Source organism: uncultured Corynebacterium sp. (assembly GCF_945649885.1).
Taxonomy (GTDB): domain Bacteria; phylum Actinomycetota; class Actinomycetes; order Mycobacteriales; family Mycobacteriaceae; genus Corynebacterium.
Genome location: NZ_CALZFS010000080.1, coordinates 1 through 12,946 on the forward strand (window position 1 = coordinate 1; position 12,946 = coordinate 12,946).

Annotated in this window: 11 protein-coding genes; all 11 read left to right on the top strand. The window is 60.7% G+C overall.

The genetic code is table 11. The features are described from left to right. The first annotated feature begins 100 nt into the window (after positions 1 to 100). Positions 101 to 922 (top strand): transcription termination/antitermination protein NusG, encoded by an 822-nt coding sequence (gene nusG / locus Q0M74_RS09345; RefSeq protein WP_293953706.1) that lies wholly within the window; start codon positions 101 to 103, stop codon positions 920 to 922. A gap of 326 nt (positions 923 to 1,248) precedes the next feature. Then, complete coding sequence (gene rplK / locus Q0M74_RS09350; protein ID WP_293953708.1) at positions 1,249 to 1,683, top strand: 50S ribosomal protein L11; 435 nt, start codon at positions 1,249 to 1,251, stop codon at positions 1,681 to 1,683. A 135-nt stretch (positions 1,684 to 1,818) separates the two neighbouring features. Further along, positions 1,819 to 2,529 (top strand): 50S ribosomal protein L1, encoded by a 711-nt coding sequence (rplA, locus tag Q0M74_RS09355; RefSeq protein ID WP_293953710.1) that lies wholly within the window; start codon positions 1,819 to 1,821, stop codon positions 2,527 to 2,529. Between the two features lie 513 nt (positions 2,530 to 3,042). Then, complete coding sequence (locus Q0M74_RS09360; RefSeq protein ID WP_293953712.1) at positions 3,043 to 4,188, top strand: FtsX-like permease family protein; 1,146 nt, start codon at positions 3,043 to 3,045, stop codon at positions 4,186 to 4,188. After that, the gene (locus Q0M74_RS09365; protein WP_087061761.1) at positions 4,185 to 4,862 is read left to right on the top strand and encodes an ABC transporter ATP-binding protein; all 678 of its coding nucleotides are present in this window, start codon (positions 4,185 to 4,187) and stop codon (positions 4,860 to 4,862) included. The genes Q0M74_RS09360 and Q0M74_RS09365 overlap by 4 nt, the downstream gene beginning before the upstream one ends. A gap of 9 nt (positions 4,863 to 4,871) precedes the next feature. Further along, positions 4,872 to 5,459 (top strand): TetR/AcrR family transcriptional regulator, encoded by a 588-nt coding sequence (locus Q0M74_RS09370; RefSeq protein ID WP_293953714.1) that lies wholly within the window; start codon positions 4,872 to 4,874, stop codon positions 5,457 to 5,459. 26 nt (positions 5,460 to 5,485) lie between these two features. After that, on the top strand, positions 5,486 to 6,907 hold the full coding sequence (locus Q0M74_RS09375) for an NAD(P)/FAD-dependent oxidoreductase (protein WP_293953716.1): 1,422 nt from the start codon (positions 5,486 to 5,488) through the stop codon (positions 6,905 to 6,907). Positions 6,908 to 7,219: 312 nt separating this feature from the next. Further along, positions 7,220 to 7,735 carry a 50S ribosomal protein L10 gene (gene rplJ / locus Q0M74_RS09380; protein WP_293953718.1) on the top strand — a complete coding sequence of 172 codons (516 nt, stop codon included), beginning with the start codon at positions 7,220 to 7,222 and terminating at the stop codon, positions 7,733 to 7,735. A gap of 76 nt (positions 7,736 to 7,811) precedes the next feature. Continuing rightward, on the top strand, positions 7,812 to 8,192 hold the full coding sequence (gene rplL, locus Q0M74_RS09385; protein ID WP_293953720.1) for a 50S ribosomal protein L7/L12: 381 nt from the start codon (positions 7,812 to 7,814) through the stop codon (positions 8,190 to 8,192). Between the two features lie 147 nt (positions 8,193 to 8,339). After that, entirely contained in the window at positions 8,340 to 9,317 is a 978-nt protein-coding gene (locus Q0M74_RS09390) for a DUF3068 domain-containing protein (protein ID WP_293953722.1), read from the top strand. A 496-nt stretch (positions 9,318 to 9,813) separates the two neighbouring features. Beyond that, positions 9,814 to 12,946: DNA-directed RNA polymerase subunit beta (locus Q0M74_RS09395; RefSeq protein ID WP_293953725.1), on the top strand; the 3,133-nt coding region annotated here is incomplete at its 3' end.

Genomic DNA, 12,946 nt, shown 5'->3' on the forward strand with positions numbered 1-12,946 from the left:
TCAAAGAGGCACTAGCCAACGCACACATCCCCTCGGCGCCAATATCAGGCAGTGGGGGCGAGGGATGTATTGACACAATCAGGTTTGGAGAACACGCAAGATGAGCGAAGAGAACAACAACGAGTTCGCCGTGGATGAGCAGGCCATCCAGGAAGCTGACCTTGAGATCGGCGAGGGCCTCGATCAGGCTGCTGCTGAAGACACTCAGGAGGCTTCCGACGATGTGGCACAGGCTGCCGCTGCCCTCGGTGACACCGAGGAGGTTGACGCCGATGCTGAATACAAGGCACGCCTGCGTAAGTTCACCCGCGAACTGAAGAAGCAGCCAGGTTCCTGGTACATCATCCAGTGCTACTCCGGTTATGAGAACAAGGTGAAGGCCAACCTTGACATGCGTGCGCAGACCCTCGAGGTCGAGGATGACATCTACGAGGTTGTCGTCCCCATCGAGCAGGTTGTGGAAATCCGTGACGGCAAGCGCAAGCTGGTCAAGCGCAAGCTGCTGCCAGGCTATGTTCTCGTCCGCATGGAAATGAACGACCGCGTCTGGTCCGTCGTCCGTGACACCCCGGGTGTCACCAGCTTCGTGGGCAACGAGGGCAACGCCACCGCCGTCAAGCACCGCGATGTGGCCAAGTTCCTCATGCCCCAGGACTCTGCTGTCGCTGCCGGCGATGCAGCACCAACCACCGCCGAAGGCGAGCAGGTTGTGGCCATGCCTAGCGATTCCGCTTCCCGACAGGTATCCGTGGACTTCCAGGTTGGCGAAGCGGTCACCATCCTCACCGGTGCCTTCGCATCTGTCTCCGCAACCATCTCCTCCATTGATGTTGAAAACCAGAAGCTTGAAGCACTGGTCTCCATCTTCGGCCGTGAGACCCCGGTTGACCTGAAATTCGACCAGGTGGAAAAGGTCAACTAAGACAGACCCCCCTTCACTGCTGAAGGAAGACCAAGGCCCCCTGTGGGAAGACTGACCAACATTGTCAGATTTTCCCACAGGGGGCCTTTGCGCTCTCCACATAGCAGATCTTTGGTTTTGTCAGTTGATGCGTGTAGAGTGGACAACCGCGTGTTTTCTGATGCGCAATCAAACGTTCATCCCCGGTGGCCCGGTTACGTGACGATCCAATTAAAGCCTGTGAACAGGTGAAATTGCTAGCGGCATCGAGCATCCGGACGGGGAAGTGTTGCGGGGTTTCACATCGTCCCCATCGCATCCCCGGTAACAAGGAAGTAGGTCAAACGATGGCTCCAAAGAAGAAAAAGGTCTCCGGACTTATCAAGCTGCAGATCCAGGCTGGACAGGCTAACCCTGCTCCTCCTGTTGGTCCTGCACTGGGTGCCCATGGTGTCAACATCATGGAATTCTGCAAGGCTTATAACGCTGCAACCGAAAACCAGCGCGGCAACGTGATCCCAGTTGAGATCACCGTCTACGAAGACCGTTCATTCGACTTCAAGCTGAAGACCCCACCAGCAGCCAAGCTGCTGCTGAAGGCTGCTGGCCTGCAGAAGGGCTCCGGAGTTCCTCATACCGACAAGGTCGGTAAGGTTTCCATGGCTCAGATCCGCGAGATCGCAGAGATCAAGCAGGAAGACCTCAACGCACGCGACATCGACGCTGCTGCCAAGATCATCGCCGGCACCGCCCGCTCCATGGGTATCACCGTCGAAGGCTAATTTTCAGCCACCGTGACCCCCTCTTGATCTGGTGACAGAAAAAAGAGGGGAACGCACCATTTCAAGATTTGTTTTCCTGTGGCAGGACCAGCTTCGGTCCGTACACCACAAAATTCCGCGAAAGGGAATTACACAATGAGCAAGAATTCCAAGGCTTTCCGCGCTGCCGCCGAGAAGATCGACGCTGGCCGCGAGTACACCCCGATTGAGGCTGCTGAGCTGGTCAAGGAGACCGCTTCCAAGAACTTCGATCCTTCCGTTGACGTTGCCATCCGCCTGGGCGTTGACCCACGTAAGGCTGATCAGCTCGTCCGTGGCACCGTCTCCCTGCCAAACGGCACCGGTAAGACCGTCCGCGTTGCAGTTTTCGCTGCAGGCGAGAAGGCAACCGAGGCTGAGGCTGCTGGCGCTGACTTCGTCGGCACCGACGAGCTCGTCGAGAAGATCCAGGGTGGCTGGACCGACTTCGACGTTGCCATCGCAACCCCAGACCAGATGGCCAAGATCGGCCGCATCGCCCGCGTCCTGGGCCCACGTGGTCTCATGCCTAACCCTAAGACCGGCACTGTGACCAACGATGTCGCCAAGGCCATCGAAGAGGTCAAGGGCGGAAAGATCTCCTTCCGCGTTGACAAGGCTTCCAACCTGCACGCTGCAATCGGCAAGGCATCCTTCGACGCCAAGGCACTGGCTGAGAACTACGGCGCACTCCTCGACGAGCTGCTCCGTATCAAGCCTTCCTCTTCCAAGGGCATCTACCTGAAGAAGATCACCCTGTCTTCCACCACCGGTCCTGGTGTTGCTGTGGACACCCACATCACCAAGAACTACACCGCCGAGGCATAAACCTGCCCCGACGGATCGGTTCTGTACCGGTTCTCCGGTTCTGACTGACGCCCTTTCCTCCCCATGCGGGGAGGGAGGGGCGTCTTTTCGTGCCCGGGTTGAACGACATCGTTGGTTTGTGGGAGGTGTCCTGGGGTTTTGTTGATGTGGGGCGGGTAAACCAACGATTTCGTTCACGGGGGCGCGGGGTGGAGGGGGTGACTGGCAAAAACTGTTGTTTTGCAAAACCCATCCTGGGGTTTTGCCAGCGCCGCACCCACAAACCAACAGTTTTTGCCATGGAGCCCATTCCAGGCACCCTCGCCCCTCGGCCTCCCGCGTGCAAATTGTGATGTCCCCCTCACCTCGCTCACCGCAACCTGCGCAAACCCAGTGGCACCCCGGGAAAACCAGCGCCCAGGCCACAACGCGAATAGAGTTACCGACACAGCGTTGTTAAGATATCGACACAGCGTCGATAAGTTTATTTCGGGTCGGCGTTCACACCCCCGATACCACCTGGAGTACATTTCCATGTTTCTAGCCTGGCGCGACATGCTCTTCGCGCGCACCCGATTCCTACTCATGGGCCTTGTCCTGGGCCTGATGTCCATCCTCATCGTGATCATCTCCGGCCTGACTGCCGGTCTGGTCAATGACGGCGTCTCCGGCCTCAAGGCCCTTGACGCGGATGTCATCGCCTTCGAGGACGGCACCCAGACCGATTCCGCCTTCACCCGTTCGGTGGTGAACCTGGACGACACCGACACCCTGGCCGCGGCCGACGGCGTGGAGGAAGCCACCCCGATGGGACTGTCGCTCATCAACGCCCGTAATCAGGAGGGCACCCCGATCGATCTCACCCTCGTGGGTGTGGAACCTGATTCCTTCATCGCTCCGGAGGGCCTGCCCGCCATCAACGCTGATCGCGTCCCGGGGCAGCCGACCACAACCACGCGTGAGACCATCGTCTCCGGCACCCTCGAGGATGCCGGCATCTCCATCGGTGACACCATCACCGTCGACCGTCTGGAGACCGAGTTCGTCGTCACCGGTTTCACCGATGATCAGCGCACCTTCGGTCACGTCGATCTCGCCTATGTCCCGCTGGATACCTGGCAGGAGGTCCACGCCGGTGCCCGCGCAGGTGAGGCACCCGCCGACTACGCCTACGAGCAGGCATCGGTGATCGTCGCCAAGGCTTCCGGCACGGACACCGACGCGCTCTCGGCTGACACCGGCCTTGACGTGCGCACCCTGGAGGAGAGCTTCGGTTCCTCACCGGGTTACACCGCGGAGACCATGACCCTGTCCATGATCGAGTGGTTCCTCTACATCATCACCGCGCTGGTCACCGGCGCCTTCTTCCTGGTCTGGACCATCCAACGTTCCGCCGATATCGCCGTGATGCGCGCGATCGGCGCCACCCGCGGGTTCCTCCTGCGCGACAGCCTCGGTCAGGCCGTGGTCATCCTCGCGCTGTCCATCCTCGTGGGTGTGTCGCTCGCGGTGGGGCTGGGTCTGTGGCTGGAGACCACCCCGATGCCGTTCTCCACGGAATGGGGTTCCGTCCTGGGCGGTGCCGCCATGCTCTTTGTCTCCGGACTCATCGGCGCGTTCATCGCCGTTTACCGAGTCACCCGAACCGATCCGCTTTCTGCCCTGGGAGAGAACCGATGACCACGCCCGCACTCATTCTTGACAATGTCCGCGTCAGTTATGGCGACGGCGACTCGCAGGTCCATGCCCTCGACGGGGTCTCCCTGCAGGTCAACCGTGGTGAATTCGTCGCCATCGTGGGCCCCTCGGGGTCCGGTAAATCCACCCTCCTGGCTGTGGCCGGCGCACTGACCACCCCGAACTCCGGCGATGTGCAGGTGGCGGGGGAGTCCATCACGGGCCTGTCCGACAAGGAGCTCGCGCGCGTGCGCCGTGAGCACATCGGGTTCGTCTTCCAGTCCTCCGGCAATCTGCCGTCCGCCCTCAAGGCGCGCGATCAGCTGGAGCTGGCGGCCCGGATCCTGGGTCGTCGCGGTCGCCGCAGCAACGATGAGCTGCTCGACGCCGTCGGGATGTCCCACCGCGCGGATCACCGTCCGGCGACCCTGTCCGGTGGTGAGCGTCAGCGCATCGGCATCGCCCGCGCCCTGGTGGGCGGGCCGGACCTGCTGCTTGTCGACGAACCGACCGCCGCCCTCGACCGTAACCGCGCCCATGAGATCGTCCGGCTGCTGGCCCACGAATGCCACGAACTCGGCGTCGCTGGTGTCATGGTCACCCACGACCTCGAAGTGATCGAGCACTGCGACCGCGTCTACGACATGGTCGATGGCCGGCTCACACCCAGGGACTAAGCTCATGACATGCCTAGGATAAACCAGCCATCAGTCCCGGAGCACCGTGCCGCCCAGCACCGGGCGGTGCTCGACGCGGCGGAGCGGTTGATCGTCGACAGTGATGGGAAGGTTCCCACCATCGCCGAGGTGGCCGCCGAGGTCGGGTTGGCACGTTCCAGCGTCTACCTCTATGTGGCCTCCGGTAAGGATCTCATCATCCAGTTGCTCCTGCAGGCCATCCCGGCCTGGTTGGACAGCCTCACCGCGGAACTCGACCGCGTGGGGTCCGACCCGGCGGAGCGCCTGGCGGCGTATATCCGGGTCACCCTGAAACTGTTTGTGGAAGGGTCCCACGGCCCACTGATGTCCGCGGCCAGCACCCTGCCTGAGACCTTCACCGATGAACGGGTCCAGGAATCACACAACGGCCTGGATCCGGCACTGCGGGAACTCCTGGGCGATGAGGTGGAGACGGTCCGCCCCCTGATCGACGCCATGATCCACCGCGGTGCGGAGTTGATCAACCAGTCCCAAGCGGAGTTCGATCAGATCGCCGACATCCTCCAGCGGATGGCCCGCGCCGCGGTGAACCCACCCCGGGGTGCCCGACCCTGATCGCGGGGAAAGGTAGCGTAGGTGGGGTGACGAAGCATCCTGAGAGAAAACGCCGTGCAGTGGTCGCGGGGTCGGGTCCGAATGGATTGACAACAGCATGTCTCCTCGCCCGTGAGGGCTGGCAGGTCGACGTGTATGAACAGGGCAGCCGTCCGGGCGGTGCGGCCCGATCCGCCCCCGTGCTGGGGGAGGGGACCATCGTGGATATGGGTGCCGCCGCCCACCCGTTCGGCATCGCCTCGCCGGTATTCAAAGACCTCGATCTGCAGGCACACGGCCTGGAGTGGGCGCATTCACGCTACGCCATGGCGCACCCCCTCGACGACGGTCGCGCGGCGTTTCTCAGCCGTGGTCTTGACACCACCGCCACCCAGCTGGGTGAGGACGCCTCCCGGTGGCGGCAGGTCCACGGCCTGGTCACCCGGGGGTTGGACAAGCACCTGGAAAACGTCCTGGGGCCGGTGCTCCGCTTCCCGCCGCACCCGGTGAAGATGGCCACCTTCGGTGCGCTCGCCCTGCTGCCCGCACGCACCCTGGCCCGCGCCGCCTTCGAGACGGAGGAGGCCCGGGTGTTGTTCTCCGGGTCCGCGGTCCATGCCATCACCCCGCCGGCGCAGCCCCTGACCGCCTCCTTCGGTCTGCTCTTCAGTTCCCTGGGGATGGTGCACGGCTGGCCGGTCGCGGTCGGCGGCACGCAGAGCGTGGTGGATGCACTGGTTCGCGTCCTGGAGAGTTTCGGCGGCACCATCCACACGGATCACCCGGTGGAGGATCTGCGCGAGTTCTCCGATGCCGACGCGGTCGTGCTCAACCTCACCCCGGCCCAGGTATCCCGGCTCAAGGGTGTGGAACTGTCCCACCGTGCGTCCCGGATCATGAAGAAGTGGAAGTACGGACCCGGGTCCTACAAACTCGACATCCTCCTCGATGGCCCCATCCCGTGGTCGAATCCCGAGGTGGCGGATGCCACGACCGTGCACGTGTGCGGTGGGCTGGACGAGATCCAGCTCGCCGAATCCGAGGCCGCCGCGGGCAGGTTGCCGGAGAAACCCTTCGTGCTGGTCTGTCAGCAGCAGGTGGCCGACCCCTCCCGAGGCCCGAGCGATGCCACGGTGGTCTGGGCCTATGCCCATGTGCCACAGGGATTTGAGGACAAGCAGGCCACCACACGGATCCTCCGGCAGATCGAACGTTTCGCCCCCGGTTTCCGGGACCGCATCCTCAAGGTGGTGGAGAACAGCGCGGTGGATCTGGAACAGTGGAACCCCAACCTGATCGGCGGCGATGTCGGCGGTGGCGCCACCGCTGGCATCCAGGCCCTGCGTCGCGTGCCCTACAAGCTGGGGCCGGGACTGTACATGGCATCCTCCTCCACCAGTCCCGGTGGCGGTGTGCACGGCATGTCCGCTGACTGGGTGTTCAAACGGATTCTGCGCGATTTCTCCTGACCCCTGTCGACGATTTGGTATGAGAGATCGTGTGGTATAAAGTCAGAGTCCGAAGTTTGAACAACCTTTAATCCGGTTGTACTCAAGGTTCACCGAAGACCGTTGGTCATCCGCTCTGGCGGATCGAAGGTTCCTCATCTTGGAACGGCCCACGCAGGAGACACTTGTAACGCCTTAGGTTCCCTTATGTGGAATGTGATGCGCCCTGTGCTCTTGCACGGGGCTTTTTTCATGGACTGACCCTTTTAGGATCCAGCCTGTGGTGAAGTCCCGCGGATCAGTAGATACATATAAGAGGAAGGAGGCGAAGTAATGGCAAACCCTAAGAACAATGCAGCTCTGGCTGAACTGAAGACCCGTTTCGCTGAGACCGATGCAATCGTGCTCACCGAGTACCGCGGACTCTCCGTGGCTCAGACCACCGAGCTGCGTAAGGCACTGGGAAATGACGTCCAGTACTCCGTCGCCAAGAACACCCTTGTTAAGATCGCCGCTGCTGAAGCTGGCGTCGAGGGCCTTGATGATCTCCTGACCGGTCCGACCGCTGTTGCCTTCATCAAGGGCGAGGCTGTCGATACCGCAAAGGTGCTGAAGAAGTTCGGCGACGACAACAAGGCATTCGTAGTCAAGGGTGGCTACATGGATGGCAATGCTCTGACCGCAGATCAGGTCAAGGCTATTGCTGAGCTGGACAACCGCGAGACCACTCTCGCGAAGCTTGCCGGCGCCATGAAGGGCAACTTGGCAAAGGCCGCTGGCCTGTTCAATGCCCCAGCTTCTCAGGTTGCGCGCCTCGCGGTTGCGCTCCAGGAGAAGAAGGACGCTTAAGTCGCCACTCCAGGCGCAACAGTTTTACCCCATATTTTCACGGGCGTGAAAACGCCCCAAACGAAAGGACGCCACCATGGCTAAGCTCACCAAGGACGAGCTCATTGAGGCTTTCAAGGAAATGACCCTCATCGAGCTCTCTGAGTTCGTTAAGGAATTCGAAGAGGTCTTCGAGGTCACCGCTGCTGCTCCAGTCGCAGTTGCTGCTGCTGGCGGCGAAGCTGCTGCTGCTGTTGAAGAGCAGTCCGAGTTCGACGTCGTCCTCGAGGACGCTGGCGCCAAGAAGATCGGCGTGATCAAGGTTGTCCGCGAGCTCGTCTCCGGTCTGGGCCTGAAGGAAGCTAAGGAGCTCGTCGAGGGCGCACCTAAGGCAATCATCGAAGCTGCTTCCAAGGAAGACGCTGAGGCTGCCAAGGCTAAGCTCGAAGAGGCTGGCGCCAAGGTTACCCTCAAGTAAGAACTTTCTTACTAGCATCTCTTGCAGATGCCTTGAAGCCCCCGTCATTGCGAATTTTCGCAGCGACGGGGGTTTTCCCGTTGCTTGTACGCGGCGCACCAGGGGACGTCGATAAGCACGGCACACCGGTGCGGTAACATCGTCCGCATGCTGCCTAAAACCAGGATTTTCTCCGCGCTGCTGCTCGGAATTGGTGTGGCACTAATTGCCTGGGGCCTTGTGGCACCCAGCTTTGTGCACGCTGATGGTCGACTACCCCTCGACCTGGAAGCAACCACCTACACCCTCACCGATGACAATGGCCAGACCCGACTGAACTCCGATCCGGAGGCCGGGCTCATTGACACGCCCATCACCAGGCAGCTCCACTTCCAGGTGATGGATCCCGCCAACGCTGATGAGGCGACGCTGCGGGTGGGGGACACCTTCCTCCACGGCCGTGAAGGCGAGGCCGGCACCGAGCAGGAGCGACTGCTCTCAGCCTCCGTGTACAGTTTTCGGATTGACCGCTTCTCCGGTCAGGTGCTCTCTGATGTGGCCATGACCAGTCAGCTGGCCAGCCCCACCCTGAACTTCAGCGTGGACGGCAACTGGCTGAAGTTCCCCACAGACGCCCAGGAGACCTCCTATCAGGTTCTGGACACCACCCTGCGGCAGTCACGGCCCGCGGACTTCATTGAATCCGTGGAGATTGATGGCCGCACCATCATGCACTACCGACAGGTCATCGACAACGCCAATGTGGCGGAATCCTTCGCCGATCCCTCCAACACCACCACCCTGACCCGTGAGGATGGCGGCACCACCACCGGCTACCTCTACCATGATGCCACCCGTGACTACTGGGTAGACCAGCGCACCGGCCTGGTGGTGGATATTGAAGAGCAGATTGATGACTTCTACGGTGATCGCAATGCTGAGAAATATGAGCAGGTTTTCAGCTTCCACGGTTCCCTGTCCGATGAGCAGGTCACTGATCTGGTGGCCCAGGCTGGCACCATCCCCAATGGTGATTTCTCCCGTACCGCCAACACCATCGGCATCATCGTAGGTGTGATCCTGGCACTGATCGGATTCGCCGGATCTTTCGGTTTCTTCGGTCTTTTCAGCCGGAAAAACACCTGAGAATAGAATCCCGATGATCCAGTTCAGCAGGGGTTTTCCACCACTTCCGGTAGGGAAAGAAGCTGTGCGAATTGCGAGAAACCCGGTGATGTTTGTTAGGGTGCTGGTGGAACAGGGAAGCAGATGTCTCTGGGAAATGCATTCGTGGCTTAAGTCACCGTATACTGTGCAGCTGCCCGCATGGCTTGCATCGCAGGTATGGTCCTGGTTGGCTCCCGATAGCACGAGATGCGCCCGATTGAAAAATCTGTTCTTTACTTCTGCACAACTGTGGTATAAGCTGAGTCGTTGCGTTGGAATCCGTGACTCTTTTTCGTCTGGATATCGCTCAAGACCTTGATCGAAATGGTTGAAAAAACCGATTTGACAAGGTCATTCAGTGCTATCTGAGACCAAATGAGATGCGGCTTCCTCAGCAGACCAATTGCTCAAAATACCAGCGGTTGTGATGCTCATGCGGGCCTTGACCAGCCCCCGTGTGGCTCACCCGCGTGAGGTGCTGGAAGGACCCATCTTGGCAGTCTCCCGCCAGACCAAGTCAGTCGTCGACATTCCCGGCGCACCTAAGCGTTATTCTTTCGCAAAGGTGTCCGCGCCAATTGAGGTGCCCGGGCTACTAGATCTTCAACTCGATTCTTTCTCCTGGCTGATCGGCACGTCTGAATGGCGTGTGCGTCAGCAGGAAGAGTTCGGCGAGGGAGCCCGCGTGACCAGCGGCCTCGAGAACATTCTCGAGGAGCTCTCCCCAATCCAGGATTACTCTGGAAACATGTCCCTGAGCCTCTCGGAGCCACGCTTCGAGCCAGTCAAGAACACCATTGACGAGGCCAAGGAAAAGGACATCAACTATGCGGCGCCACTGTATGTGACCGCAGAGTTCGTGAACAACACCACCGGTGAGATCAAGTCCCAGACTGTCTTCATCGGCGATTTCCCGATGATGACGGATAAGGGAACCTTCATCATCAACGGAACCGAGCGTGTTGTGGTCAGTCAGCTCGTCCGCTCCCCGGGCGTCTACTTTGACCAGACCATCGACAAGTCCACCGAGCGTCCCCTGCATGCCGTGAAGGTTATTCCTTCCCGTGGTGCATGGCTCGAGTTCGACGTCGATAAGCGCGACTCCGTTGGCGTCCGAATCGACCGTAAGCGTCGTCAACCAGTCACCGTGCTGCTTAAGGCACTGGGCTGGACCACCGAACAGATCACGGAGCGCTTCGGCTTCTCCGAGATCATGATGTCCACCCTCGAGTCCGACGGTGTGGCAAACACCGACGAGGCTCTGCTGGAGATCTACCGCAAGCAGCGTCCGGGCGAGCAGCCCACCCGCGACCTTGCGCAGTCCCTCCTGGACAACAGCTTCTTCCGCGCCAAGCGTTATGATCTGGCCCGCGTCGGCCGTTACAAGATCAACCGCAAGCTCGGACTCGGCGGCGACAATGACGGTCTGATGACCCTCACTGAAGAGGACATCGCCACCACCATCGAGTACCTCGTCCGCCTGCATGCAGGTGAGCGTGTGATGACCTCCCCAACCGGTGAGGACATCCCAGTCGAGACCGACGATATCGATCACTTCGGTAACCGTCGTCTCCGTACCGTTGGCGAACTGATCCAGAACCAGGTCCGTGTCGGCCTGTCCCGCATGGAGCGCGTCGTCCGCGAACGTATGACCACCCAGGATGCGGAGTCCATCACTCCGACATCCCTGATCAACGTTCGTCCGGTCTCCGCTGCCATCCGCGAGTTCTTCGGAACCTCGCAGCTGTCCCAGTTCATGGACCAGAACAACTCGCTGTCGGGCCTGACCCACAAGCGTCGCCTGTCGGCTCTCGGCCCGGGTGGTCTGTCCCGTGAGCGTGCCGGCATTGAGGTGCGAGACGTGCACCCGTCCCACTACGGCCGCATGTGCCCGATCGAGACCCCGGAAGGCCCGAACATTGGCCTGATCGGTTCCCTCGCGTCCTACGCACGCGTGAACCCATTCGGTTTCATCGAGACCCCTTACCGTCGCATCGTTGATGGCAAGCTGACCGATCAGATCGATTACCTCACCGCTGATGAGGAAGATCGCTTCGTGGTTGCACAGGCGAACACCCACTACAGCGACGGCGTCATCACCGATGACACCGTCACCGTGCGCCTGAAGGATGGCGACATCGCCATGGTCGCCCGCGCCGACGTTGACTACATGGACGTGTCCCCACGTCAGATGGTCTCCGTGGGCACCGCGATGATTCCATTCCTCGAGCACGACGATGCTAACCGTGCACTGATGGGTGCCAACATGCAGAAGCAGGCCGTGCCACTGGTCCGCGCCGAGGCCCCATTCGTGGGTACCGGTATGGAACAGCGCGCAGCCTACGACGCCGGCGACCTGGTCATCACCACGAAGGCGGGTGTCGTGGAAAACGTCACCGCCGACATCGTCACCATCATGGATGACGAGGGTAAGCGCGACACCTACATTCTGCGTAAGTTCCAGCGCACCAACCAGGGCACCAGCTACAACCAGAAGCCACTGGTCAACCAGGGCGACCGCGTTGAGGCCGGCCAGGTTCTCGCTGACGGCCCAGGTACCTTCAACGGTGAGATGTCTCTGGGACGTAACCTGCTCGTGGCATTCATGCCATGGGAAGGTCACAACTACGAGGATGCGATCATCCTCAACCAGAACATCGTGGAGCAGGACATCCTGACCTCCATCCACATCGAGGAGCATGAGATCGATGCCCGCGACACCAAGCTCGGTGCCGAGGAAATCACCCGTGACATCCCGAACGTCTCCGAGGACGTGCTCAAGGACCTCGACGAACGTGGCATCGTCCGCATCGGTGCAGATGTCCGCGACGGCGACATCCTGGTCGGTAAGGTCACCCCCAAGGGCGAGACCGAACTGACTCCGGAAGAGCGTCTCCTGCGCGCCATCTTCGGCGAAAAGGCACGCGAAGTCCGCGATACCTCCATGAAGGTTCCACACGGTGAGACCGGCAAGGTCATCGGCGTTCGTCACTTCTCCCGTGAAGATGATGACGATCTCGCTCCAGGTGTCAACGAGATGATCCGTGTCTACGTTGCCCAGAAGCGCAAGATCCAGGATGGCGACAAGCTCGCCGGCCGCCACGGTAACAAGGGTGTTGTCGGCAAGATTCTTCCTCAGGAAGACATGCCGTTCATGCCGGACGGTACCCCGGTGGACATCATCCTGAACACCCACGGTGTTCCACGTCGTATGAACATCGGCCAGGTTCTGGAAACCCACCTGGGCTGGTTGGCAGCTGCCGGTTGGTCCGTGGATCCTGAGAACCCGGACAACGCTGAGCTGGTCAAGACCCTGCCTGCGGACCTCCTCGAGGTTCCAGCTGGTTCCCTGACCTCCACCCCGGTGTTCGACGGTGCTTCCAACGAGGAGCTCGCAGGCCTGCTGGCCAACTCGCGTCCCAACCGCGACGGCGAAGTCATGGTCAACCCAGACGGTAAGGCCACGCTCATCGACGGTCGTTCCGGCGAGCCGTACCCGTATCCGGTCTCCATCGGCTACATGTACTTGCTCAAGCTGCACCACCTTGTCGATGAGAAGATCCACGCCCGTTCCACCGGCCCGTACTCCATGATCACCCAGCAGCCGC

Excerpts from the sequence above, each read along its gene's own strand:
- nusG (WP_293953706.1), top strand. The coding sequence starts at position 101 with ATGAGCGAAGAGAACAACAACGAGTTCGCCGTGGATGAGCAGGCCATC.
- rplK (WP_293953708.1), top strand. The coding sequence starts at position 1,249 with ATGGCTCCAAAGAAGAAAAAGGTCTCCGGACTTATCAAGCTGCAGATC.
- rplA (WP_293953710.1), top strand. The coding sequence starts at position 1,819 with ATGAGCAAGAATTCCAAGGCTTTCCGCGCTGCCGCCGAGAAGATCGAC.
- Q0M74_RS09360 (WP_293953712.1), top strand. The coding sequence starts at position 3,043 with ATGTTTCTAGCCTGGCGCGACATGCTCTTCGCGCGCACCCGATTCCTA.
- Q0M74_RS09365 (WP_087061761.1), top strand. The coding sequence starts at position 4,185 with ATGACCACGCCCGCACTCATTCTTGACAATGTCCGCGTCAGTTATGGC.
- Q0M74_RS09370 (WP_293953714.1), top strand. The coding sequence starts at position 4,872 with ATGCCTAGGATAAACCAGCCATCAGTCCCGGAGCACCGTGCCGCCCAG.
- rplJ (WP_293953718.1), top strand. The coding sequence starts at position 7,220 with ATGGCAAACCCTAAGAACAATGCAGCTCTGGCTGAACTGAAGACCCGT.
- rplL (WP_293953720.1), top strand. The coding sequence starts at position 7,812 with ATGGCTAAGCTCACCAAGGACGAGCTCATTGAGGCTTTCAAGGAAATG.
- Q0M74_RS09390 (WP_293953722.1), top strand. The coding sequence starts at position 8,340 with ATGCTGCCTAAAACCAGGATTTTCTCCGCGCTGCTGCTCGGAATTGGT.